This is a genomic window from Streptomyces sp. NPDC102279 (assembly GCF_044766365.1).
In the GTDB taxonomy this organism is placed as follows: domain Bacteria; phylum Actinomycetota; class Actinomycetes; order Streptomycetales; family Streptomycetaceae; genus Streptomyces.
Window position 1 is genome coordinate 459,099 of sequence record NZ_JBIWLU010000003.1, and the last position, 22,645, is coordinate 481,743.

21 protein-coding genes and 1 tRNA gene are annotated in these 22,645 nt (G+C 70.0%); 10 read left to right on the forward strand and 12 right to left on the reverse strand.

Features of this window, described 5'->3' with window-relative positions:
* Positions 1 to 63 precede the first annotated feature (63 nt).
* A complete protein-coding gene (locus ACIRQH_RS08875; protein WP_404224839.1) occupies positions 64 to 1,476 on the forward strand; it encodes an FG-GAP and VCBS repeat-containing protein in 1,413 nt (470 codons plus the stop codon).
* Between the two features lie 148 nt (positions 1,477 to 1,624).
* Here the strand turns inward: ACIRQH_RS08875 and ACIRQH_RS08880 are convergent.
* The 3 genes from ACIRQH_RS08880 to ACIRQH_RS08890 form a co-directional block, all read right to left on the reverse strand.
* Positions 1,625 to 1,698, reverse strand: a tRNA-Pro gene (locus ACIRQH_RS08880).
* Between the two features lie 28 nt (positions 1,699 to 1,726).
* On the reverse strand, positions 1,727 to 2,527 hold the full coding sequence (locus ACIRQH_RS08885; protein ID WP_404224841.1) for a Pr6Pr family membrane protein: 801 nt from the start codon (positions 2,525 to 2,527) through the stop codon (positions 1,727 to 1,729).
* Between the two features lie 175 nt (positions 2,528 to 2,702).
* Entirely contained in the window at positions 2,703 to 3,629 is a 927-nt protein-coding gene (locus ACIRQH_RS08890; protein ID WP_358815426.1) for a metallophosphoesterase, read from the reverse strand.
* Between the two features lie 157 nt (positions 3,630 to 3,786).
* Between ACIRQH_RS08890 and ACIRQH_RS08895 the strand changes: the two genes are divergently transcribed.
* The gene (locus tag ACIRQH_RS08895) at positions 3,787 to 4,251 is read left to right on the forward strand and encodes a GatB/YqeY domain-containing protein (protein ID WP_355880341.1); all 465 of its coding nucleotides are present in this window, start codon (positions 3,787 to 3,789) and stop codon (positions 4,249 to 4,251) included.
* A gap of 186 nt (positions 4,252 to 4,437) precedes the next feature.
* Here ACIRQH_RS08895 and ACIRQH_RS08900 read toward each other — a convergent pair whose 3' ends face one another.
* Positions 4,438 to 6,747 carry a transglycosylase domain-containing protein gene (locus tag ACIRQH_RS08900; protein WP_404224843.1) on the reverse strand — a complete coding sequence of 770 codons (2,310 nt, stop codon included), beginning with the start codon at positions 6,745 to 6,747 and terminating at the stop codon, positions 4,438 to 4,440.
* 406 nt (positions 6,748 to 7,153) lie between these two features.
* Between ACIRQH_RS08900 and wblA the strand changes: the two genes are divergently transcribed.
* Positions 7,154 to 7,492, forward strand: a complete 339-nt coding sequence (wblA, locus tag ACIRQH_RS08905; RefSeq protein WP_028799159.1) for a transcriptional regulator WblA — start codon at positions 7,154 to 7,156, stop codon at positions 7,490 to 7,492.
* 357 nt (positions 7,493 to 7,849) lie between these two features.
* Here wblA and ACIRQH_RS08910 read toward each other — a convergent pair whose 3' ends face one another.
* Positions 7,850 to 9,238, reverse strand: a complete 1,389-nt coding sequence (locus tag ACIRQH_RS08910) for an ArsA family ATPase (protein ID WP_404224845.1) — start codon at positions 9,236 to 9,238, stop codon at positions 7,850 to 7,852.
* Entirely contained in the window at positions 9,235 to 10,212 is a 978-nt protein-coding gene (locus ACIRQH_RS08915; RefSeq protein WP_358815429.1) for an ArsA-related P-loop ATPase, read from the reverse strand. Before ACIRQH_RS08915 ends, ACIRQH_RS08910 begins: the two co-directional genes overlap by 4 nt.
* Before the next feature lie 139 nt (positions 10,213 to 10,351).
* Between ACIRQH_RS08915 and ACIRQH_RS08920 the strand changes: the two genes are divergently transcribed.
* The 4 genes from ACIRQH_RS08920 to ACIRQH_RS08935 all read left to right on the forward strand — a co-directional run bounded on the left by ACIRQH_RS08920 (position 10,352) and on the right by ACIRQH_RS08935 (position 12,820).
* Complete coding sequence (locus ACIRQH_RS08920; RefSeq protein WP_075033571.1) at positions 10,352 to 10,513, forward strand: DUF4177 domain-containing protein; 162 nt, start codon at positions 10,352 to 10,354, stop codon at positions 10,511 to 10,513.
* The gene (locus ACIRQH_RS08925; protein WP_358815430.1) at positions 10,510 to 10,980 is read left to right on the forward strand and encodes a RidA family protein; all 471 of its coding nucleotides are present in this window, start codon (positions 10,510 to 10,512) and stop codon (positions 10,978 to 10,980) included. Before ACIRQH_RS08920 ends, ACIRQH_RS08925 begins: the two co-directional genes overlap by 4 nt.
* Before the next feature lie 143 nt (positions 10,981 to 11,123).
* A complete protein-coding gene (locus ACIRQH_RS08930; RefSeq protein WP_358815431.1) occupies positions 11,124 to 11,993 on the forward strand; it encodes an NUDIX hydrolase in 870 nt (289 codons plus the stop codon).
* Positions 11,990 to 12,820, forward strand: a complete 831-nt coding sequence (locus ACIRQH_RS08935) for an MBL fold metallo-hydrolase (protein WP_358815432.1) — start codon at positions 11,990 to 11,992, stop codon at positions 12,818 to 12,820. Before ACIRQH_RS08930 ends, ACIRQH_RS08935 begins: the two co-directional genes overlap by 4 nt.
* A gap of 69 nt (positions 12,821 to 12,889) precedes the next feature.
* Here the strand turns inward: ACIRQH_RS08935 and ACIRQH_RS08940 are convergent, their stop codons facing one another.
* A complete protein-coding gene (locus ACIRQH_RS08940; RefSeq protein WP_016642758.1) occupies positions 12,890 to 13,564 on the reverse strand; it encodes a Crp/Fnr family transcriptional regulator in 675 nt (224 codons plus the stop codon).
* Between the two features lie 357 nt (positions 13,565 to 13,921).
* Here ACIRQH_RS08940 and nth point away from each other — a divergent pair, with 357 nt between their 5' ends.
* The 3 genes from nth to ACIRQH_RS08955 are packed head-to-tail and all read left to right on the forward strand — an operon-like array spanning position 13,922 to position 17,016.
* Entirely contained in the window at positions 13,922 to 15,037 is a 1,116-nt protein-coding gene (nth, locus tag ACIRQH_RS08945) for an endonuclease III (RefSeq protein WP_388875769.1), read from the forward strand.
* Positions 15,038 to 15,089: 52 nt separating this feature from the next.
* The gene (locus ACIRQH_RS08950; protein WP_388875766.1) at positions 15,090 to 15,803 is read left to right on the forward strand and encodes an NUDIX hydrolase; all 714 of its coding nucleotides are present in this window, start codon (positions 15,090 to 15,092) and stop codon (positions 15,801 to 15,803) included.
* Positions 15,804 to 15,816: 13 nt separating this feature from the next.
* A complete protein-coding gene (locus tag ACIRQH_RS08955) occupies positions 15,817 to 17,016 on the forward strand; it encodes a MarP family serine protease (RefSeq protein WP_358815435.1) in 1,200 nt (399 codons plus the stop codon).
* A 15-nt stretch (positions 17,017 to 17,031) separates the two neighbouring features.
* Here the strand turns inward: ACIRQH_RS08955 and ACIRQH_RS08960 are convergent, their stop codons facing one another.
* The 5 genes from ACIRQH_RS08960 to acs form a co-directional block, all read right to left on the reverse strand.
* Positions 17,032 to 17,211, reverse strand: a complete 180-nt coding sequence (locus tag ACIRQH_RS08960) for a hypothetical protein (RefSeq protein ID WP_358815436.1) — start codon at positions 17,209 to 17,211, stop codon at positions 17,032 to 17,034.
* A 162-nt stretch (positions 17,212 to 17,373) separates the two neighbouring features.
* Positions 17,374 to 18,321 (reverse strand): alpha/beta fold hydrolase, encoded by a 948-nt coding sequence (locus ACIRQH_RS08965; RefSeq protein WP_404224849.1) that lies wholly within the window; start codon positions 18,319 to 18,321, stop codon positions 17,374 to 17,376.
* Positions 18,318 to 18,794: a phage holin family protein gene (locus ACIRQH_RS08970; protein WP_358815438.1), complete on the reverse strand. Its 477-nt coding sequence runs from the start codon at positions 18,792 to 18,794 to the stop codon at positions 18,318 to 18,320. The genes ACIRQH_RS08965 and ACIRQH_RS08970 overlap by 4 nt, the downstream gene beginning before the upstream one ends.
* A gap of 43 nt (positions 18,795 to 18,837) precedes the next feature.
* On the reverse strand, positions 18,838 to 20,232 hold the full coding sequence (gene nhaA / locus ACIRQH_RS08975; protein WP_388930160.1) for a Na+/H+ antiporter NhaA: 1,395 nt from the start codon (positions 20,230 to 20,232) through the stop codon (positions 18,838 to 18,840).
* Between the two features lie 345 nt (positions 20,233 to 20,577).
* Complete coding sequence (gene acs, locus ACIRQH_RS08980; protein WP_358815440.1) at positions 20,578 to 22,578, reverse strand: acetate--CoA ligase; 2,001 nt, start codon at positions 22,576 to 22,578, stop codon at positions 20,578 to 20,580.
* Between the last annotated feature and the right edge of the window lie 67 nt (positions 22,579 to 22,645).

The window sequence follows — 22,645 nt, forward strand, 5'->3', positions numbered from 1 at the left end:
CGCACTGGCGGCCCACACCCTGTGATGCCCCGAGCATCCCCGCCCGCCCAGGAGAACACCCGCATGCACCACCGCATACGCGTCACTCTGGCCACCGCCGCATCCGCCGCCCTCACCGGTGGCCTGCTGGCGGCTGGTGCCGGCCCGGCTTCCGCGGCCGGCGCCGCCAAGGCGTACGACTTCAACGGCGACGGCTACCGCGATCTGGTGATCGGCGTCGCCGGCAGCACCGCGAACGGCTTCAAGGCAGCCGGCTACCTGGTCGTGATCCCCGGCTCCAAGACCGGGCTCAGGACCGCCGACCGTCAGATCGTCAGCCAGTCCACCGGCTCGGTCCCCGGCGCCTCGGAGGCCGGCGACCGCTTCGGCGCACGCTGGAGCAGCGCCGACCTCAACCGGGACGGCCGCGCCGACCTCATCGTCTCCGCCTCCGGCGAGGCCGGTTCCGACGGCGTCCGCAACGGCCGGATCACCATCCTGTGGGGCAGCGCCTCCGGCCTGACCACCGGTACATCGTTGCCCGCCGCCACCGACACTATCGGGCTGGGCAACGGTGGGCTGTTCCCCGCCGACGTCAACGGTGACGGCGTCACCGACCTGGTGACCATCAACGTCGGCGGTGACGGCGACCACCACACCGTCACCGTCACTCCCGGCCCCTTCAAGCCGGCCACCACTCCTCCGGTGGCCGACGAGATCTTCCGCGACTATCTGCTGGAGCCCCAGGGCACCGTCGGCGACTTCGACGGCGACGGTGCGGCCGACCTCGTCCTGGACCAGATCGGCTACCAGCACGGCACCCCGTCGGGCCTGACTCCAGAACCCTCCTGGTCCGTCCCCGAGGTCAACGGATCCGCCTACGCAAGCGGCGACTTCGACCACGACGGCTACGCAGACATCGCCTTCGGCGCGGCGGACGCCACCACGGGCCCCGCCGTCACGGGCGGCTTCGTCCGGGTGGTGTACGGCGGCCCGAACGGCCCCTCCCGCACCACCGACTTCAGCCAGGCGAGCCCCGGGGTGCCGGGCACCGACGAGAACGCCGACTCGTTCGGCTTCTCGGTCTCGGCCGCCGACGTCAACGGCGACGGCTACGCAGACCTGGCGGTGGGCGCCCCCTACGAGGACATCGGCTCCGTCGGCAACGCGGGTTCCGTCACCCTGCTGTACGGCTCCGCGAACGGCATCACCGGCAAGGGCGCCGCGATCCACCAGGGCACCGCCGGTGTCCCCGGCGGCAACGAGACCAACGACCTCTTCGGCAGCGCCGTATGGCTGCGCGACATCAACGGCGACGGCCGCGCCGACCTCTTCGCCGCCGCGACGAACGAGGACAACGGCAACGGCCGGGTCTGGAACCTCCGCGGCACCGGGTCCGGCATCGCCACCTCCGGCTCGATCATCTTCGACGGCACAAGCCTGAAGCTGCCCCCGCCGGTGACCGGCCTGTCCTTCGGCTCCGGACTCGGCCGCTGAGCCCTCTCCACGCGAGGTCCGGCCCGCGCCGCGGCGCAGGCCGGACCTCCGAGCGCGACCCGGAGGTCCGCCCACTCACAAGGACACGCAGCAACGCCAGAGGGCCCCTACCTACCCGGTAAGGGCCCTCTGACCTGCTACTCAGCTGTCGGGGTGGCGGGATTTGAACCCACGACCTCTTCGTCCCGAACGAAGCGCGCTGCCAAGCTGCGCTACACCCCGATCGTCACTGCTCTCGCGGCGACGTCGTTTACTTTAGCCCACTGGCGCCGGGAGACGAAATCCGGTTTTCGAGGCTTCGTACGTGGCGTCGGACCGGGTCCGGGCGGACGTGGTCGACCGCGACGATGAGCAGGGCCAGGGCGTAGAAGGCCACGCCGAGGATGGCGGTATTGCCGAGGACACCCGTGTATCCGTGGCGGTCCACGTCGACGAACGGGTAGAGATAGCGCGCCGGGCTCCCCGGCGACACAGCCGCGCCGCGGACCAGGCAGAACACCAGGTAGGCGAGCGGGTAGAGCAGCCAGGTGACCGCGTTCCGGAACGCCAGTGGGGCCGGCCGCGTCAGCAGCAGCCAGTCGAGCACCACGGCGATCGGCGTCACCGTGTGCAGGAGATGGTTCGCCACCGCGTGCCAGCCGGAGAGGGTGTCGACGCCTCCGGTCATGGAGAACGGGCTGGACTCGTTCGCCAGGAGCAGGTGGTACACCAGGCCCGTGATCGAGATGTAGATCAGCGTGCCGCCCGTCAGTACCCCGGGCAGGGGGCGACGGGCCGACCAGGCCCGGCGGGCCGACGCCACGAAGACCACGGCGACGAGCAGGTTGGTCTGGATCGTGAAGTAGCTCAGCACCCGGACCGGGCTGCCCAGCTTCACGTCGATGGCCACGCCGGCCGCCGCCGCCAGGGCCACGAGGACGCGGAAGACCGCCGTGAGCGGGCGGCGCGTGGGCGTGACGACCGCCGTCGCCGGGACGAAGGAGACGATCGGCGGAGCGATGCCCGGTATCGCGGGGAGATCGGGTATGTCCCGGGGCATGGGGGTGATCATGGCCCCACGCTAAGTGGATCGGTCGAATCGGGCGATATGGGATGCGGCGAGTGGGTGTCACGGCGGCCGTGAGCGAACGCTCACCGGGACCGTCGCCTGGCCTTCCGGCCGCGTAGGACCGGCGTCCGGGCGGAACGGGCCGAGGGGCCCCCGGCGCCGACCTCGACGAGTGCCCCTACTTCCGCTCCACCAACGTCAACAACGACGCCTCCGGCGGGCACGCGAAGCGGACCGGGGTGTAGCGGTTCGTGCCGCAGCCCGCTGAGACGTGCATGTACGAGGTGCGGCCCTCTGCCGTGTGGGTGGAGAGGCCCTTGACGCGGTCCGTGTCGAGGTCGCAGTTGGTCACGAAGGCGCCGTAGAAGGGGAGGCAGAGCTGGCCGCCGTGGGTGTGGCCCGCCAGGACCAGGGGGTAGCCGTCGGCGGTGAACGCGTCAAGGGTGCGCAGGTACGGGGCGTGCACGACGCCCATCGAGAAGTCGGCGGACTCCGACGGGCCGCCGGCCACGCGTGCGTACCGGTCGCGCTTGATGTGCGGGTCGTCGAGGCCTGTCAGCTCGATCTCCGAGCCCTCTGTCTTCAGCGTGCCCCGGGTGTTCGTCAGGTTCAGCCAGCCCGCGGTGTCGAAGCCGTCCCGCAGGTCCTCCCACGGGTTGTGGATGGCACTCACCGCCGGCTTGTTGCCGTTCAGCCCGTGACGGCCCTGGGCCTTCTCGAACAAGTACCGGGCGGGGTTGCGGAGTTTGGGGCCGTAGTAGTCGTTCGAACCGAAGACGTAGGCCCCCGGGAACTCCATCAGGGGGCCCAGCGCGTCCAGGACCTCGGGCACGCCCTCCGGGTCCGACAGGTTGTCCCCGGTGTTGATCACGAAGTCGGGCCGCAGGCCGGCCAGGGAACGCAGCCAGCGCTGCTTCTTGCGCTGCCCGCTCACCATGTGGATGTCGGATACCTGCAGGACACGCAGCGGTCGCATGCCCGGCGGCAGGACCGGGACCGTCACCCGCCGGAGGCGGAAGGAACGGGCCTCGAACCCGGCCGAGTAGAGCAGACCGGCGGCGCCCACCGCCGTGATTCCCAGGGGTACTCCGTATCGCGCGCGCATACGTCCATCGTGTCAGACCCCGCCAAGTCCGCGTGCCCCCCTGTGGACAACCCCGTACGAAACCCGGCGGCTTCCGTCCGGCGGCCGTTGAGTGCCCGTCGGGCGCGCTGCGAAATCAACGGGCGGCCACCTCACCGCACCTGCGACACTTGGCGGCATGACCACGCTCAAGTCGAAGTTGCAGGAAGACCTCAACGCCGCGATCAAGGGGCGCGACGAGCTCCGCTCCTCGACGCTCCGGCTCACCCTCTCCGCGATCACCAACGAGGAGGTCGCGGGCAAGACCAAGCGCGAGCTCTCCGACGACGAAGTGCAGAAGGTGATCACGCGCGAGGCGAAGAAGCGCCGTGAGGCCGCCGAGGCCTTCGCGCAGGGCGGGCGTGCCGAGTCGGCCGAGCGGGAGCGGGCGGAGGGCGTGGTTCTCGCCGCGTACCTGCCCAAGCAGCTGTCCGACGAGGAGCTCCAGCAGATCGTCGCCCAGGCGGTCGAGGAGGCGAAGGCGGCGGGCGCCGAGGGGCCGCGCGCCATGGGTCAGGTCATGAAGATCGTGAACCCGAAGGTGGCCGGCCAGGCCGAGGGCGGACGCGTCGCCGCCATCGTGAAGCAGCTGCTCGCGGGCTGATCCCTCGCCCGTTCGTACCGTCGCAGCGCGTCCTCGTCCCGCACGAGGGGCGAGCGAGAACGTAGGTACGCCAGCGGAAAGGGCACCTTCGAGGCGAAGCGGGAAGCGCGTGTGCCGCTTCCTCCGCCGCGAAGGTGCCCTTTTCCCTGTCCGACGTCGGGACGCCGGAGCGTCAGGGCGTACGGGTCAGCGTTGGCCGCCGTCTCCGTTGCCGCCGTTCCCGGTACCGCCGTTGCTGTTCCCCTGGATGAATCCCTCGGGGATGGAGAAGGAAGGCGTCGGGATCGTCCCGCCACCGTCGCCCTGGCCGCTGATGGTGTTCCCGAGGGTGGTCCCGCCGTTGGCGTTTCCGCCCGCGTTGCCGTTCGGGGCGCCGTTGTTGCCGTCGTCGCCGCCCTTGTCGCGGTTCTTGTCCTTGTCCTTGTCGAGGTCGGGGATGACGACCTTGTTGAAGGGCGGGGCTTCCTTGCCGACGAGCGCCCCCGTCATCAGGTCCCGCCAGATCGGTCCGGGGACCTCACCGCCGTAGACCTTGTCGTGGTAGACGCCGCCGATCGAGATGCCCACCATGTGGACCCGCTGGGAGGCGCTGCCGACCCAGACGGCGCCCGACAGGTTCGGCGTGTAGCCGACGAACCAGGCGTTCTTCCGCTCGTCGGTGGTACCGGTCTTACCGGCGTTGGCGCGGTCGGTGAGGCCGGCCTGCTGGCCCGTACCGGAGTCGATCACGCCGCTCAGCAGGGTGCTGACGGTGTCCGCGGTCTTCTCCGACATGGCCCGCGAGCACGTCGACTTCGGCACTTCGAGGGACTTCTCGCGCTCGCCGACCTGTTGGCTGATCGACTCGATGGCGATCGGCGTGCAGTACATGCCGCGGGAGGCGAAGGCGGCGTACGCCGTGGCCATCGTGAGCGGCGAGATGCCCTTGGCGCCCAGGGCGATGGACGGCACCTGGGGGAGCTTGTCGCCGTTGCCCTGCACGACGCCGAGCTTGTCGATCTGGTTGATCACCGGGCAGAGGCCGATGTCGGAGATCATCTGCACGAAGTAGGTGTTGACCGACTTCGCCATCGCCTCCTTCAGCCGGTAGGGACCGACCTCGGAGGCGCTCTCGTTCGGGACGACCTCGTTCGACTGGTTCGTCCACGGCTTGCTGCCGCAGGTCTGCACGGGGCTGGGGTACGGCATCTTGTTCGGCGACGAGTACTCCTGCGTCGCCGGCCTGCCCTGCTCCAGCGCCGCCGCGGCCACGAACGGCTTGAACGTCGAACCGGTCGGGAAGCCGTAGTTCGAGCCGCCCATGCCGTAGTTCACCGAGTAGTTGTACTCGGTCTCGTTCTTCCCGTAGCCGTACGGCTTCGACTGGCCCATTCCGAGGATCTTGCCGGTGCCCGGCTCGACCAGGGTGCCCGCCGCCGCGACCTTGTCGGACTTGTTGACGTGATCCTTTATCGAGGTCTGGATCGACTCCTGCGCCTGCGGGTCCAGCGTCGTACGGATCGTCAGGCCGCCCTGGTTCCAGACCTTGGCGCGGGCTTCCCGCGTCTTGCCGAAGACCGGGTCGCTCTTGAAGACGTTCTCCACGTACTTGCAGAAGAAGCTGGCGCCCGCGACCGCCGTGATGCAGCCGTTCTTCGGCTGGCTGACGTGCAGCCCGAGCTTGGCCGCCTTGGCCTTGTCGGCCTCCTCCTGGGAGATGTCGTGCACCTCGGTCATGCGCTCCAGGACGGTGTTGCGGCGCTTGGTGGCCTCTTCCTCGTCGTTGACCGGGTCGTACCGGCTGGGCGACTGGACGATGCCCGCGAGGAGCGCCGACTCCTGGAGGTTCAGGTCCTTGGCGTGCTTGGAGAAGTAGCGCTGGGCGGCGGCCTCGACTCCGTAGGCCTGCTCCCCGAAGAACGTGATGTTCAGGTAGTTCTCGAGGATCTTCTTCTTGCCCAGCTTCTCTTCCAGCTGGATCGCGTACTTCAGCTCGCGGATCTTGCGGCCGATGGTCTGCTGGGTGGCCTGCGCGACCTTCGTCGGGTCGTCGCCGGCCTCCTCCACGAAGTAGTTCTTCACCAGCTGCTGGGTCAGGGTGGAGGCGCCCTGGGCCACTCCGCCGTTCTGCGCGTTCTGGTTGACCGCGCGCAGGATGCCCTTCAGGTCGACCGCGCCGTGCTGGTAGAAGCGCGAGTCCTCGATCGCGACGATCGCCTTCTGCATGTACGGCGACATGTCCTTGAGGTCGACCACCGTGCGGTCGCGCGAGTAGACCGTCGCGATCTGACCGCCCTTGTTGTCCAGGATCGTGGTCCGCTGGCTCAGCGCGGGACTCTTCAGGTTGTCCGGAATGTCGTCGAACCCCTGGACCGAGCCCTTGGCCGCGAGGCCGAGCGCGCCGGCGGCGGGCAGGGCGATTCCGGCCATGACGGCGCCCGCGAGCACGCTGACACCGAGGAACTTGGCGGCCTGCTGCGTAGGGGACAGACCACCGCCCGAGCGCTTCTTTGGCATGAGGGCAGCCTACGTTCTCATTCGCCGGACACGCGTATATGCCTTGGCCTAAGCTGCTCTCAACTGTCACAGCAGTGCGGCTACGTATCAATACGTCCGGCGACCCCGAATCGTTCCGGAGGTTCCACGATTTTTGTGGAGAGCGTGTCCGAATCAGCCTTGTGTGTCACCCGGCGTCCGTTGTGACTCCACTGAACTGTCCCGGTTTGCCGGGATAGTCACGCATGTCCTCAGCTCACTCCCCCGGGTGATCTGCCGCTTACGCATAGTCCGTTCGGGCCATTCAAGATTGGGCCCGAAGGGGGTGTTGCGCTGTGCCCACCTTCCGTAACGTCCTCAACTGGCGGCGGTGAATATGCCGCTGCCGCCGTGGGGGAGCCTCGATTCGGGAGAGGACGGCGCCGGTATGGGCTGGGTAACCGACTGGAGTGCGCAGGCGGCCTGCCGCACTACCGATCCGGATGAACTGTTCGTTCAAGGAGCAGCGCAGAACAGGGCCAAGGCAGTGTGCACCGGATGTCCGGTACGCACGGAGTGCCTCGCCGATGCGCTCGACAACCGCGTCGAATTCGGCGTGTGGGGTGGCATGACCGAGCGGGAGCGCCGCGCGTTGCTGCGCCGCCGGCCGACGGTCACCTCGTGGCGTCGCCTGCTGGAGACCGCGCGTACCGAGTACGAGCGCGGCGCCGGCCTGCTCCCTCTGGACGAGGAAGAGGTGTACGAGCGCTACGCGGCGGTGGGCTGAGGGCCGTTCGCGGTCGCCCGCTCGGCGACCGGACCCCGAGGTGCCCCGCAGGAGACGTCGGGACGGCTGAGACGCCGAGGTGACCGCGGAGTGTTCGTGGTGCCGAGGTGACCGCGGCGGGTTCGTGGTGCCGAGCCGAGGCGGTGCGTGTCCGGGCGGGAAGGTCCGGGCGCGCAGGGTGGATGCCGCCCTCCACCCCTCGTGCCCTTGAGGCGCGCCGAACGGACGGAGTGCGGTGCGCGGTCAGGCTGCGCGGGTCCGTCCTGGTGTCCGCAGCCCCCTTCGGGTGTCCGCAGCGCCGTGGGGGCCGTGGGCCTTGTACGTCGAGCGCACTGAGGGCGACCGGTTGCCGCCCGCTCAGCTCTCGGGCAGCTCCGGCTTGTGGGCCGCGAGCCGGTTCCCGATGTTCCGCAGCCCCGCCAGATCGTGTACATCGCCGGGCAGTGCCGCCACTTCCGCCACCGCCACCTCGGGATGGCGTGCGGTGAAGCGGTCACGTGTCCGCTGCTCGCGCGAGAGCAGCTGCATGCGCTCGGCATGCAGCCTCAACAGGCCTGCGGTGAGCTGGTCGACGGAGCGCTCGGGGTCCGTGGCGGCGGTCCCGTCCGTGCCGGGGGTGCTGTCCGTGGTGGCCGTCCTGGGCGGGGCGTCGGGGGAGCCTTCGTCAGGAGCTGCCGTCTCGGAAGCCGTGGAATCTGAACTGCCGTACGTGTCGGGAGAGTTACGAAGACCAGCTTTCCCGCCCCCCTGATCGACAATGCCGGCCTCGTCAAGATTTTCTGCGGTGGCGGATTCCTCGTCCTCCGACGCGGCCGAATCAAGATCCTCCGCGGCGGCGAGTGCCCGCTCGGCGGACAACCGGGCCGCCCCGCTCCCGTGCACACGGTTGAGCACCAGACCCGCGAACGGCATGTCCTCGGCGGCAAGCCGCTGGACGAAGTACGCCGCCTCCCGCAACGCGTCCCGCTCCGGGGCCGCCACCACGAGGAAGGCCGTGCCGGGCGCCTGGAGCAGCTTGTACGTGGCGTCCGCGCGCGTGCGGAATCCGCCGAAGGTGGTGTCCATCGCGGACACGAACGTCTGGACGTCCTTGAGGAGTTGGCCTCCGAGGAGTTTGCCCAGGGTGCCGGTCATCATCGACATCCCGACGTTCAGGAACTTCATGCCCGCCCGGCCGCCCAGCTTCGCCGGCGCCGTCAACAGCCGGATCAGCCGCCCGTCCAGAAAGGAACCGAGGCGCTTCGGGGCGTCCAGGAAGTCCAGCGCGGAGCGGGACGGCGGCGTGTCGACGACGATCAGGTCCCACTCGTCGCGCGCCCGCAACTGGCCCAGCTTCTCCATCGCCATGTACTCCTGCGTGCCCGCGAAGCCGGCCGAAAGCGACTGGTAGAAGGGGTTGTTGAGGATGGCGGTCGCTCGCTCGCCGTCCGCGTGCGCCTCGACGATCTCGTCGAACGTCCGCTTCATGTCGAGCATCATCGCGTGCAGCTCTCCGCTGCCTTCGACGCCCTTCACCCGGCGCGGGGTGTTGTCGAGCGAGTCGATGCCCATGGACTGCGCCAGCCTGCGCGCGGGGTCGATGGTGAGGACGACGACCTTGCGGCCGCGCTCCGCGGCACGCAGCCCGAGAGCCGCCGCCGTGGTCGTCTTGCCGACGCCGCCCGAGCCGCAGCACACCACGATGCGGGTCTTCGGGTCGTCGAGCAGCGGGTCGAGGTCGAGGACACGAGCGGGGTCCAGACTCATGACATCCCTTGCTTCCGCAGCAGTGCGGCCAGTTCGTACAGACCGGCCAGGTCCATGCCCTCGGCGAGCAGCGGCAGTTCGTGCAGGGGCAGGCCCTGCTCGGCCAGCACGCTGCGCTGTTCGGTCTCCAGCGCGTGCCGCTCGGTGTACTCCTCCGCCTGTTCGAGCAGGGGGCCCACCAGCCGCTCGGCGAGTCCGCCGCGGCGCGCGCCGCCGAGGCCGGCCGACGAGAGCGACTTGGCGATCGCCGTGCGCGGCGCGGTCTCCACGAGGGCCAGGTCGGTCTCGTCGAGGAGCGCCGGGCGCACCATGTTCATGACGATCCGGCCCACGGGGAGTTTCGCGGCACGCAGTTCCGCGATCCCGTCCGCGGTCTCCTGTACGGGCATCTCCTCCAGCAGCGTCACCAGGTGGACCGCCGTCTCCGGCGACTTGAGGACCCGCATGACGGCCTGGGCCTGGTTGTGTATCGGGCCGATCTTCGCGAGACCGGCGACCTCGTCGTTCACGTTCAGGAAGCGGGTGATGCGGCCCGTCGGAGGCGCGTCCATCACCACGTAGTCGTACGTGAAGCGGCCGCTCTTCTCCTTGCGCCGCACCGCCTCGCAGGCCTTGCCGGTGAGGAGGACGTCCCGCACTCCGGGCGCGATGGTGGTCGCGAAGTCGATCGCGCCGAGCTTCTTGAGGGCCCGGCCGGCGCCGCCCAGTTTGTAGAACATCTGGAGGTAGTCCAGCAGCGCCAGTTCCGCGTCGATGGCGAGGGCGTACACCTCCCCGCCGCCCGGAGCGACGGCGATCTTCCGCTCCTCGTAGGGCAGCGTCTCCGTCTCGAAGAGCTGCGCGATGCCCTGTCTGCCCTCGACCTCGACGACGAGGGTGCGCTTGCCCTCTGTAGCGAGGGCGAGCGCTAGGGCCGCGGCTACCGTGGTCTTGCCGGTACCGCCCTTGCCGCTGACGACCTGGAGCCTGCTCACGTATTCGAGCCTAACCAGTCCGCGGCCGGAGTAAGCAGGAGGCTGTGGACAAGCTGCGCGCGGAACGGGGTGATGTGGCCGGATGTGGTGGGTCGCCTGGGGCGGTGGGTGGTCCTCGGCAGCGGCTACAGTCGGCCATATGACCAAGTGGGAATACGCAACCGTGCCGCTGCTCGTCCATGCCACGAAGCAGATTCTGGACACCTGGGGCGAGGACGGCTGGGAGCTCGTCCAGGTCGTGCCCGGGCCGAACAACCCCGAGCAGCTGGTGGCCTACCTGAAGCGCGAGAAGTCCGCATGAGCGGGGCGGTCGAGGCGAAGCTCGCCGAGCTCGGCCTGACGCTGCCCGGTGTTGTCCCGCCGCTGGCGGCCTACCAGCCCGCCGTGCAGTCGGGGGTGTACGTGTACACGGCCGGTCAGCTTCCGATGGTGGACGGGAAGCTTCCTGTCACCGGGAAGGTGGGCGCCGAGGTCACGGCCGAGGAGGCCAAGGAGCTGGCCCGGACGTGCGCGCTGAACGCCCTGGCGGCCGTGAAGTCGGTCGCGGGCGACCTGGACCGCATCGCGCGGGTCGTGAAGGTCGTGGGCTTCGTCGCCTCCGCGGCGGACTTCACCGGGCAGCCCGGTGTGCTGAACGGCGCGAGTGAGCTGCTCGGTGCGGTGCTCGGCGAGAAGGGCGTCCACGCCCGGAGCGCGGTCGGGGTGGCCGTGCTGCCGCTGGACGCGCCGGTCGAGGTCGAGATCCAGGTGGAGCTCACGCACGCGTAGCCCTCGTTGTGCGTTCCGAGAGGCCCGGCGGGTGGTCCGGGGCGGAACCCCAGGTACGGGCTGGGCAGGGGCCAAAGAGGCGAGACGGGCTTGTGAGGCGGTGGGGTCTCGAACATCCGCCCGGCTCGGGATAGCCTCCGGCCATGGGGAATGGGCAGTGGTTTCCGGCGGAGTGGCCGGATCGGATCCGGGCTCTCACCGAGGGCACGCTGACGCCGGTCACACCCCGGCGCGCGGCCACCGTGATCCTGGTCAAGGACAGCCAGGGCGGCCCTGTGGTGCACATGCTGCGCAGACGCGCCTCCATGGCCTTCGCCGGAGGCGCGTACGCGTATCCGGGCGGCGGCGTGGACCCCCGCGACGACGAGCACCAGATCCGCTGGGCGGGCCCCACGCGCGCGTGGTGGGCGCGGCGCCTCGGCGTGGACGAGACCTCGGCGCAGGCCATCGTCTGCGCGGCCGTACGGGAGACGTACGAGGAGGCGGGCGTCCTGCTCGCGGGACCCGGCCCGGAGACCGTGGTCGGGGACACGACCGGTGACGACTGGGAGGCGGACCGGGCTGCCCTGGTCGCCAGGGACCTGTCCTTCGCCGAGTTCCTCGACCGCAGGGGCCTCGTGCTCCGCTCGGACCTGCTCGGGGCCTGGGCCCGATGGATCACCCCCGAGTTCGAGTCCCGCCGTTACGACACCTGGTTCTTCGTGGCCGTCCTCCCGGAGGGCCAGCGCACGCGCAACGCCTCCACGGAAGCCGACCGGACCGTGTGGATCCGTCCCGCCGACGCGGCCGCCGGATACGACAAGGGCGAGCTCCTGATGATGCCGCCCACCATCGCGACGCTGCGGGGCGTCGTCGACCGGGAGAGCGCCGCCGACGCCCTCGCCGCTGCGGCGGCCCGCGACATGACCCCCGTCCTGGCCGAGGCGCGCCTGGAGGACGGCGAGGTCGTCCTCTCGTGGCCCGGGCACGACGAGTTCACCAAGCACATCCCGACGGGCGGAGCCTCCGCATGACCGACGCAGCCGCCCTTCCCGGGCAGCCCCGAGGCGGCGTCCTCTCGGGCTCCGCCACCGCGCGGGCGGTGAACGTCCTCGCCCCCAACGCCTCGGCGATGACCCTGGACGGCACGAACACGTGGATCGTGTCCGAGCCGGACTCCGAGCTCGCGGTGGTCATCGACCCGGGCCCCCTGGACGACGTCCATCTGCGGAACGTGCTGGACACGGCCGAGAAGGCCGGCAAACGCGTCGCGCTGACCCTCCTGACGCACGGACACCCCGACCACGCCGAGGGCGCCGGGCGGTTCGCCGAGCTGACCGGCACGAAGGTGCGGGCCCTGGACCCGGCGTTGCGGCTGGGCGACGAGGGGCTCGCTCCGGGCGAGGCGATCAGCCTCGGCGGCCTCGAACTCGTCGTCGTCGCCACCCCGGGGCACACCGCCGACTCGCTGTGCTTCCATCTCCCGGCCGATCAGGCCGTGCTGACCGGGGACACCGTCCTGGGGCGCGGTACGACGCTGGTGGCCCATCCCGACGGCCGCCTGGGCGACTATCTCGACTCGCTGCGCCGGCTCCGGTCCCTCACGGTCGACGACGGCGTCCACACGGTGCTGCCCGGGCACGGGCCCGTCCTGGAGGACGCGCAGGGAGCGGTCGAGTTCTATCTCGCCCACCGCGCCCATCGGCTCGCCCAGGTGGAGACGGCGGTCGAGGACGGCCACCGCTCCCCGGAGGCGGTCGTCGCGCACGTCTACGCGGACGTGGACCGCTCCCTGTGGCCCGCCGCCGAACTCTCGGTCCGGGCGCAGATGGAGTACCTGCGCGAGCACGGGCTCATCTAGCGCCTCCGCAACGGCGACGGGGCCCGGTCTCCAGAGGAGACGGGCCCCGTCGACGTACGGGCGAAGGCGTCAGCGCGAGCGCTTGGCGAGTCGCTCGACGTCGAGCAGGATCACCGCGCGGGCCTCCAGCCGGAGCCAGCCACGGCCCGCGAAGTCGGCGAGCGCCTTGTTGACGGTCTCTCGGGAGGCGCCGACCAGCTGGGCCAACTCCTCCTGCGTGAGGTCGTGCACCACGTGGATGCCCTCTTCCGACTGCACGCCGAAGCGGCGCGAGAGGTCGAGGAGGGCGCGCGCGACACGGCCGGGCACGTCGGAGAAGACCAGGTCGGACATCTGGTCGTTGGTCTTGCGCAGGCGCCGGGCGACGGCGCGCAGCAGGGCGGCGGCCACCTCGGGGCGTGCGTTGAGCCACGGCTGGAGGTCGCCGTGGCCGAGGCCGAGCAGCTTTACCTCGGTGAGGGCGCTGGCGGTCGCCGTACGCGGGCCCGGGTCGAACAGCGACAGCTCGCCGATCAGCTCACCGGGGCCGAGGACGGCCAGCATGTTCTCGCGTCCGTCGGGGGAGGTGCGGTGCAGCTTCACCTTGCCCTCGGTGACCACGTAGAGGCGGTCTCCGGGGTCCCCTTCATGGAAGAGAGCATCGCCGCGCGCGAGCGTCACCTCACTCATGGAGGCGCGGAGCTCCGCGGCCTGCTCGTCATCGAGCGCCGCGAAGAGCGGGGCGCGCCGCAGAACGTCGTCCACGAGTTCTCTCCTTGTCGACCTGCTCAGGGGATCTTGTTCCCCCTTGGTACCAGGGGACCGTGTTCCCCATCTTGCCGGACGGTCCAAACAGTGTGATCAGTCACAAGTCTGCCGCACTGGCGTCCCAACGAGTGCGGCAGGGGGCCAATTGGGGGCCGATCTTCAGGGTCCGGGGCGGATGTCGGTGCCGGGCTCTAGGCTGGCCGGGTGTCCAAATCGCCGGTGAGAGCACAGGCCAAGGGGGCTGGGCGGATGGTTGTACGTCGCGATTCCGCTGTGGGCGAACAGGTCCCCGACGGAACCAAAGAGCCGACGAAAAGGGCAAAACAGACACCGGTGAAAAGAGCCGTCAAGAAGGTGACGGCCACTAAGACAGCCTCCAAGAAGGCGGTCTCCAAGAAGGGTGCTCCTGTGGAGGATGTCTCCGGGAAGGCCGCTCCGGCGAGGAGTGCGGCCGCCAGGACGGCTGCCGCCGCGGGGGGTGCCGCCAAGAAATCCGCTTCTACGGGGACCGCTGCCAAGAAGGGCGCCTCGAAGAAGGCGGCTCCCGCCGAAGCGGTGGCCAAGAAGGCGGCTCCCGCGAAAGCCGCGGCCAAGAAAGCAGCGGCTGCGAGCACCCGCGGAACGAAGGCCGCGCCGGCGAAGGCCGCGGCCAAGAAGGCCCCGCCCGGGCAGACCGCCGTCGCCGAGCCGCCGCGCAACGAGTCGCACACCGCTCTCGTCCGCCGGGCCCGCCGGATCAACCGCGAGCTCGCCGAGGTGTATCCGTACGCCCACCCGGAGCTGGACTTCCAGAACCCCTTCCAGTTGATCGTGGCCACGGTGCTGTCCGCGCAGACCACCGACCTCCGGGTGAACCAGACGACGCCGGCGCTCTTCGCCAAGTACCCGACCCCCGAGGACCTCGCCGAGGCCAACCCGGAGGAGGTCGAGGAGATCCTGCGCCCGACCGGGTTCTTCCGTGCCAAGACCAGGTCGGTCATAGGGCTCTCCAAGGCCCTGCGGGACGACTTCGGAGGTGAGGTGCCCGGACGGCTCGAAGACCTCGTCAAGCTGCCCGGAGTGGGCCGCAAGACCGCCTTCGTCGTGCTCGGCAACGCGTTCGGACGGCCCGGCATCACCGTGGACACCCACTTCCAGCGGCTGGTGCGGCGCTGGCAGTGGACCGAGCGGACCGAGCCGGACAAGATCGAGGCGGCCGTCGGCGAGCTCTTCCCGAAGAGCGAGTGGACGATGCTGTCGCACCACGTGATCTTCCACGGCCGCCGCATCTGCCACGCCCGCAAGCCGGCCTGCGGCGCCTGCCCCATCGCCCCGCTCTGCCCGGCGTACGGGGAGGGCGAGACCGATCCGGAGAAGGCCAGGAAGCTACTGAAGTACGAGAAGGGCGGCTTCCCCGGCCAGCGGCTCAACCCCCCGCAGTCCTATCTGGACGCGGGAGGCATCCCCGCACCGCCACTGGGCGCCGGATGACGGAACGAACACGGCCCCGGCGGGCGTTGGGAACAGCAGAACGGGGGTGGCGATGACGCGCACGGACAACACACGGGACGCGAGCAACACGCAGGGCGGACAGGTGCTGGTCTCCAGGGACGGACTGCCCGACTGGCTGGATCCGGTCGCGCACGCCGCGGAGACGGTCGAACCGCTCCAGCTGAGCCGCTTCCTGCCGCCGACGAACGGCACGGGGCGCCAGTCCGCCGTGCTCATCCTGTTCGGCGAGGGCGCGCGCGGTCCCGAGCTGCTGCTCATGGAGCGCGCCGGGACCCTCAGATCACACGCCGGGCAGCCGTCGTTCCCCGGTGGCGCCCTCGACCCCGAGGACGGCGACCCGGCGGGCGAGGGCCCGCTGCGCGCCGCCCTGCGCGAGGCCGAGGAGGAGACGGGCCTCGACCCGAGCGGTGTCCAGCTCTTCGGCGTCCTGCCCAAGCTGTACATCCCGGTGAGCCACTTCGTGGTGACCCCGGTCCTCGGGTGGTGGCGCCGGCCGACCCCGGTCGGAGTCGTCGACCCGGGCGAGACGGCCCGCGTCTTCACGGTCCCCGTGGCGGATCTCACGGACCCGGCCAACCGTGCGACCACCGTGCACCCCAGCGGACACCGAGGCCCCGCATTTCTGGTCGAATCGGCCCTGGTCTGGGGTTTCACGGCCGGGGTGATCGACAAGATCCTGCATTACGCGGGCTGGGAGCGCCCGTGGGACCGCGAGAAGCAGGTCCCGCTCGACTGGCGCGCATGACAAGGTGACCTCCGTGAATGTGCTGGACATCCTGTTGCTGGTCGCCGCCGTGTGGTTCGCGATCGTGGGCTATCGCCAGGGCTTCGTCGTCGGCATCCTGTCGGTGATCGGCTTCCTGGGCGGCGGCCTCGTCGCCGTCTATCTCCTCCCGGTGATCTGGGGCTGGGCGACCGAGGACAGCAAGGTGAGCACGGGCGCGGCCGTCGTCGCGGTGGTGGTCGTGATCGTCTGCGCCTCCGTCGGCCAGGCGCTCACCACCCACCTCGGCAACAAGCTCCGCCGGTACATCACCTGGTCCCCGGCCCGTGCCCTGGACGCGACGGGCGGCGCCCTCGTGAACGTCCTGGCGATGCTCCTGGTGGCCTGGCTGATCGGTTCGGCCCTCGCGGGCACGACGCTGCCGACGCTCGGCAAGGAGGTCCGCAGCTCCAAGGTGCTCCTCGGCGTGTCCCGGGCGCTGCCCTCCCAGGCCAACACCTGGTTCGCCGACTTCTCCTCGGTCCTCGCGCAGAACGGCTTCCCGCAGGTCTTCAGCCCCTTCGCCAACGAACCCATCACGGAGGTCCGGCCTCCGGACCCGGCGCTCGCCTCCAGCCCCGTGGCCGCCCGCTCGCAGCGCTCCATCGTCAAGGTCATGGGGACCGCCCAGAGTTGCGGCAAGGTCCTCGAAGGCACCGGATTCGTCTTCGGCGACCGCCGGGTGATGACCAATGCGCACGTGGTCGGCGGGGTCGACGAGCCGACGGTCCAGATAGGCGGAGAAGGCCGGAAGTACGACGCCAAGGTCGTCCTGTACGACTGGGAGCGCGACATCGCCGTCCTCGACGTACCGGCCCTGAAGGCGCCCGCCCTGCGGTTCAGCACCGAGGACGCGAGCAGCGGAGACAGCGCGATCGTGGCGGGCTTCCCGCAGAACGGCTCGTACAACGTGCAGCCGGCGCGCGTGCGGGGCCGCATCACGGCCAACGGGCCGGACATCTACCACCGCAAGACGGTGCGCCGTGACGTCTACTCGCTGTACGCGACGGTCCGTCAGGGCAACTCCGGCGGACCGCTGCTGACACCCGAGGGCAAGGTGTACGGAGTGGTCTTCGCCAAGTCGCTCGACGACGCCGACACCGGCTACGCGCTCACCGCGGACGAGATCCAGAAGGACATCGCCAAGGGGCGGACGGCCAATCAGCAGGTGGACAGCGACAGCTGCGCGCTCTGACCGACGGTCGGGGCGTCAGCCGCGGGGATGGCGGAGCCGTACCGAGACCCAGCGGGCCCGGCGGCGCAGAATGCGCGGAATACCCACGCGAGGATCGGCACCCGTCAGCTGCGGGGTGCCCCTCTGATGGGAGCTCAGACCCGAGGCCGAGCGGCGATTGCGTGCTGCGTCACTGTAGTCGTGCGTCCAGCCCATACCCCGACGTCTGCCCGGGCCCCAAGGTCCATAACCTCGCCCGGAGGCCCCAATTGGCCTATGCGTCAGGCAATTGGCTGTTCGAAGGACAGGTGTTCACCGTCCGTGCCGCGGGCGCGATACGGCCCGTGTCCGGACGGTTCCGCAGGGGTGACTCTCAGGTCACCGATCGGGTTCCGGATCCTTCAGCCAGTTGATCAGTTCGGTGGAGAAGGCCACCGGATCCTCCTCGTGCGGGAAGTGTCCGAGCCCGTCGAACAGCCGCCAGCGGTAGGGCGCTTCGACGTACTGGCCGGAGCCGGCCGCGCTGCGCGTCCGCATCACCGGATCGAGCGAGCCGTGCAGATGCAGGGTCGGTACGCGCACGGGCCGCTTCATGCGCCGGTTGAACTGGATGCCGTCCGGACGGGCCATGGACCGCACCATCCAGCGGTAGGGCTCGACGGAGCAGTGCGCGGTCGACGGAATACACATGGCCCGGCGGTACGCCTCCACGGCGTCGTCGTCCGGCTGCCGGGGACCCGACCACTCCCGGACCAGACGCCCCACCAGGGCGCCCTCGTCGGCGACGAGTTGACGCTCGGGGATCCAGGGACGCTGGAACCCCCAGATGTACGAGCCCGCCGTGGTCTGCCGGACGTCGGAGAGCATCGCGGACCGCCAGCGCCGCGGATGCGGCATGGACGACACGGCGAGCCGGCGGACCAGCTTGGGCCGCATGACGGCCGCGGTCCACGCCAGGTAGCCGCCCAGGTCGTGCCCGACCAGCGCGGCGTCGGGCTCGCCCAGGGACCGGATCACCCCGGTGATGTCGAGGGCGAGGTTGGCGGGGTCGTAGCCGCGCGGGGTGCGGTCGCTCCCGCCGACGCCGCGCAGGTCCATGGCCACCGCCCGGAAACCGGCGTCGGCGAGTTCTCCCAGCTGGTGCCGCCAGGTCCACCAGAACTGCGGGAAGCCGTGCAGCAGCAGGACGAGCGGGCCGTCACCGACCTCGGCGATGTGGAAGCGCGCGCCGTTGGCGGCCACGTCCCGGTGGATCACCTTGCGTCCGGGAAGGTCGATCCGAACGGCCGAGGCGGGTTGGGCCGAAGGTGTGGCGGGGTCCGTCATGAGGACGAGCGTGCCACAGCCTTGAGGACGTCCTCGACCGGCGCGGGCCGGGGGTGCGGCTTGGCGTTCGGCAGGACACCCGCCGTCTCCTTCACGGAGGCGGCCACCTTCTGCGGGCCCTGACTCTTCTTGACCTTCTTCGCGAAGAACAGGCCGATCAGTGCGAGGACGGCCGCGACCAGCACGTTCGCCGCGAACGACAGCACGAAGCAGATCGCGAGGTTCCAGTCGCTCCAGGTCCGGATGCCGTAGGCGAGGGCGAAGCTGAGCATCGGCAGGGAGAAGATCAGCACGCCGATGGCCGCCGAGAACGCGCCGCCGCTGACCGCGCCGCGCTTGACGTCCTGCTTGAGCTGCGCCTTCGCCAGTGCGATCTCGTCGTGCACCAGTGCGGACATCTCGGTCGTCGCCGAGGCGAACAACTGGCCGATGCTGCGTTCGGCGCCGACCGGGCTGCCGTCGGGTGCACTCATCGCGATCTCCCTCTTCTGCATGTGTTTGTGCGGTCCTGTCAGATCATGCCGGACCGTCGTTCCCCTCGCCTGCCCCACCCGCCACTTCGGCAAGCCTGCGGTGTTCCGCGGCCTTCCGCTCGTAGATCTCGGCCATGCGCAAGTGGTACGCCGGGTTGTCCTGTTCGTAGATGTCGGGGATGCCGTCGAGATCCTCGTCGCGCTCCTCCGCCTCGCACAGCGCACGGTACTTGGCGTTCCGCATCTTCAGCAGGACCGTGGCGAGCACGGCCGCGATGAGCGAGCCGATCAGTACGGCCGCCTTCGTCTCGTCGGTGAGGGCCGTGTTGCCGACGAAGGCGAGTTCGCCGATGAGCAGCGAGACGGTGAAGCCGATGCCGGCGAGGGTGGCGACGGCGGCGACGTCGGCCCATTCGAGCTCTTCACTGAGCGAGGCCCGGGTGAACCGGGCCGTCAGCCACGTACCGCCGAAGATGCCGACGGCCTTGCCGACGACGAGTCCCAGCACGACGCCGAGGGTCTCGGGCCGGGTGAAGACGTCGCCGATGGCTCCGCCGGAGATCGAGACGCCGGCGCTGAACAGGGCGAACAGGGGGACGGCCAGGCCTGCCGACACCGGGCGCACCAAGTGTTCGATGTGCTCGCCGGGGGAGTGGTCCTCGCCTTCGAGCGGATGGCAGCGCAGCATCAGGCCCATCGCGACACCGGCGATGGTGGCGTGGATGCCGCTGTTGTACATCAGCCCCCAGATGACGAGGGCGAGCGGGACGTAGATGTACCAGCCGCGGACGCCCTTGCGCAGCAGCAGCCAGAAGACGCCGAGTCCGACGACGGCCCCGCCGAGTGCGGGGAGGTTGATGGAGTCGGTGAAGAAGACCGCGATGATCAGGATCGCGAACAGGTCGTCGACGACGGCGAGCGTGAGCAGGAAGGCGCGCAGCGCGGACGGCAACGACGTCCCGATGACGGCGAGTACGGCGAGCGCGAAGGCGATGTCGGTGGCGGTGGGGACGGCCCAGCCGTCGAGGGAGCCGCCGCCGACCACGTTGGTCAGGGTGTAGACGACCGCGGGGGCGACCATGCCGCAGACCGCGGCGGCCACGGGCAACAGTGCGGCCTTGGGGTCGCGCAGGTCCCCGGCGACCAGTTCGCGCTTCAGCTCGATTCCGGCGACGAAGAAGAACACGGCGAGCAGGCCGTCGGCCGCCCAGTGCGCCACGGACAGGTCGAGTCCGAGCGCGGCGGGTCCGAAGTGATAGTGCGAGACGCTCGCATAGCTGTCCTGCAGTGTGTTGGCCCAGACCAGCGCGACGATCGCCGCGATCAGCAGGAGGACGCCGCCGACGGTCTCGGTGCGCAACGCGTCCGCGACGAAGTTGCGTTCGGGCAGGGACATCCGTCCGAAGAACTTACGGGTGGCGGTGCGGGGCGCGGTCACGGTGAGGACCTCCGGTCGGCAGGCAGGACTGAGCACTCGCCGACCAGACTTCCCGGCACACCATGATGGATCTTGTCGCGTCTTTGACGTTTTGCTTACGGTACCCAACGTGCGGCCCGGGTCGGCACCGGGACCTTCACATTACGGGGAAATCGGACATCGGGTGGTGTGGCGCCGCGCTCGTCGCGCTCGGGTACCCAGAGCTGAGCGACAGGCCCCGGAAACCGAACCGGAGGTGCCGGAAACCGCGGAGGGGGTGGCGGAAACTGCCGAGGGGGTGGCGGAGCTCCGGAATCCGGATGCTCCGCCACCCCCTCCGGGCGGCCTACGGGAAACGGTCCCGCGTCAGTCCTCGCTGGGCGCTGCCGGCAGCTTGGCCTGGATCAGGTCCATGACCGTGGAGTCGGCGAGGGTGGTGACGTCGCCGACTGCGCGGTTCTCGGCGACGTCGCGCAGCAGGCGGCGCATGATCTTGCCGGACCGGGTCTTGGGCAGTTCGGCGACCGGGAGGACCCGCTTGGGTTTGGCGATCGGGCCGAGGGTGGTGCTGACGTGGTTGCGCAGGTCGGCGACGAGGTTCTCGTCCTCGGCGGACGCGGTGCCGCGCAGGATGACGAAGGCGACGATGGCCTGTCCGGTGGTCTCGTCCGCGGCGCCCACGACCGCGGCTTCAGCGACCGAGGGGTGGGAGACGAGGGCGGATTCGACCTCGGTGGTGGAGATGTTGTGGCCGGACACGAGCATCACGTCGTCGACGCGGCCCAGCAGCCAGATGTCGCCGTCGTCGTCCTTCTTGGCGCCGTCACCGGCGAAGTACTTGCCCGCGAAGCGCGACCAGTACGTGTCGAGGAAGCGCTGGTCGTCGCCCCAGATGGTGCGCAGCATGGACGGCCACGGCTCGGTCAGCACCAGGTAGCCGCCGCCGCCGTCGGGTACTTCGTTGGCTTCGTCGTCGACGACGGTGGCGGCGATTCCGGGCAGTGCGCGCTGCGCGGAGCCGGGCTTGGTCTCCGTGACGCCGGGCAGCGGAGCGATCATCATCGCGCCGGTCTCGGTCTGCCACCAGGTGTCGACGATCGGCGTCTTGTCGGATCCGATGTGCTTCCGGTACCACATCCAGGCCTCGGGGTTGATCGGTTCACCGACCGAGCCGAGGACGCGCAGCGAGGACAGGTCGAACTTCGCGGGGATGTCGTCGCCCCACTTCATGAACGTGCGGATCGCGGTGGGCGCGGTGTAGAGGATCGTCACGCCGTACTTCTGCACGATCTCCCAGAACCGGCCCTGGTGCGGGGTGTCCGGGGTGCCCTCGTAGATGACCTGCGTCGCGCCGTTGGAGAGCGGCCCGTAGGTGATGTACGAGTGTCCGGTGACCCAGCCGATGTCGGCCGTGCACCAGTACACGTCGCTCTCCGGCTTCAGGTCGAAGACGGCGTGGTGGGTGTAGCTGGCCTGGGTGAGGTAGCCGCCGGAGGTGTGCAGGATGCCCTTGGGCTTCCCCGTCGTGCCGGAGGTGTAGAGGATGAACAGGGGGTGCTCGGCGTCGAACGCCTCCGGCGTGTGCTCGGCCGACTGCTTGGCGACGACGTCGTGCCACCAGACGTCGCGGCCCTCGGTCCAGGCGACGTCCTCGCCCGTACGGCGCACGACCAGCACCTTCTCGACCCCGTCGGCCCGGCTGACCGCGTCGTCGACTGCGGGCTTGAGCGCGGAGGGCTTGCCGCGGCGATAACCGCCGTCGGAGGTGATGACCAGCTTCGCGTCGGCGTCCTTGATGCGGGCGGCGATCGCGTCGGCGGAGAAGCCCCCGAAGACCACCGAGTGCGCGGCGCCGATACGGGCGCAGGCCAGCATCGCGACGACGGCCTCGGGGATCATCGGCAGGTAGACGGCGACCCGGTCGCCCTTGCCGACACCGAGTTCGGTCAGCGCGTTGGCGGCCCGGCTGACCTCGTCCTTGAGCTCGGCGTAGGTGATGGCACGGCTGTCACCCGGCTCACCCTCGAAGTGGATGGCGACGCGGTCGCCGTTGCCGGCCTCGACGTGCCGGTCCACGCAGTTGTACGCGACGTTCAGTTTGCCGTCGGCGAACCACTTCGCGAACGGCGGGTTCGACCAGTCCAGCGTCTCGGTCGGCTCGGTGGCCCAGGTCAGCCGACGGGCCTGCTCGGCCCAGAAGCCGAGCCTGTCAGCCTTGGCCTGCTCATACGCCTCCGCGGTGACATTGGCGTTCGCCGCCAGGTCGGCGGGCGGCGCGAACCTGCGCTCTTCCTTCAGCAGGTTGGCCAGGCTTTCGTTGCTCACGACATCTCCCTTTCCCAGGGTGTCCGTTGTGTCCCAGGCCACAGCTCATCAGACCGGGGGGCTCGGTGACAAGGGTCGACCCCAAATTGGTTTAGACCTATCGTCCGTC

Excerpts from the sequence above, each read along its gene's own strand:
- ACIRQH_RS08930 (WP_358815431.1), top strand. The coding sequence starts at position 11,124 with ATGGGGAATGGGCAGTGGTTTCCGGCGGAGTGGCCGGATCGGATCCGG.
- ACIRQH_RS08900 (WP_404224843.1), bottom strand. The coding sequence starts at position 6,747 with ATGCCAAAGAAGCGCTCGGGCGGTGGTCTGTCCCCTACGCAGCAGGCC.
- ACIRQH_RS08925 (WP_358815430.1), top strand. The coding sequence starts at position 10,510 with ATGAGCGGGGCGGTCGAGGCGAAGCTCGCCGAGCTCGGCCTGACGCTG.
- ACIRQH_RS08950 (WP_388875766.1), top strand. The coding sequence starts at position 15,090 with ATGACGCGCACGGACAACACACGGGACGCGAGCAACACGCAGGGCGGA.
- ACIRQH_RS08895 (WP_355880341.1), top strand. The coding sequence starts at position 3,787 with ATGACCACGCTCAAGTCGAAGTTGCAGGAAGACCTCAACGCCGCGATC.
- ACIRQH_RS08875 (WP_404224839.1), top strand. The coding sequence starts at position 64 with ATGCACCACCGCATACGCGTCACTCTGGCCACCGCCGCATCCGCCGCC.
- ACIRQH_RS08910 (WP_404224845.1), bottom strand. The coding sequence starts at position 9,238 with ATGAGTCTGGACCCCGCTCGTGTCCTCGACCTCGACCCGCTGCTCGAC.
- ACIRQH_RS08885 (WP_404224841.1), bottom strand. The coding sequence starts at position 2,527 with ATGATCACCCCCATGCCCCGGGACATACCCGATCTCCCCGCGATACCG.
- ACIRQH_RS08960 (WP_358815436.1), bottom strand. The coding sequence starts at position 17,211 with ATGGGCTGGACGCACGACTACAGTGACGCAGCACGCAATCGCCGCTCG.
- ACIRQH_RS08935 (WP_358815432.1), top strand. The coding sequence starts at position 11,990 with ATGACCGACGCAGCCGCCCTTCCCGGGCAGCCCCGAGGCGGCGTCCTC.
- ACIRQH_RS08965 (WP_404224849.1), bottom strand. The coding sequence starts at position 18,321 with ATGACGGACCCCGCCACACCTTCGGCCCAACCCGCCTCGGCCGTTCGG.
- wblA (WP_028799159.1), top strand. The coding sequence starts at position 7,154 with ATGGGCTGGGTAACCGACTGGAGTGCGCAGGCGGCCTGCCGCACTACC.
- ACIRQH_RS08920 (WP_075033571.1), top strand. The coding sequence starts at position 10,352 with ATGACCAAGTGGGAATACGCAACCGTGCCGCTGCTCGTCCATGCCACG.
- ACIRQH_RS08890 (WP_358815426.1), bottom strand. The coding sequence starts at position 3,629 with ATGCGCGCGCGATACGGAGTACCCCTGGGAATCACGGCGGTGGGCGCC.
- ACIRQH_RS08970 (WP_358815438.1), bottom strand. The coding sequence starts at position 18,794 with ATGAGTGCACCCGACGGCAGCCCGGTCGGCGCCGAACGCAGCATCGGC.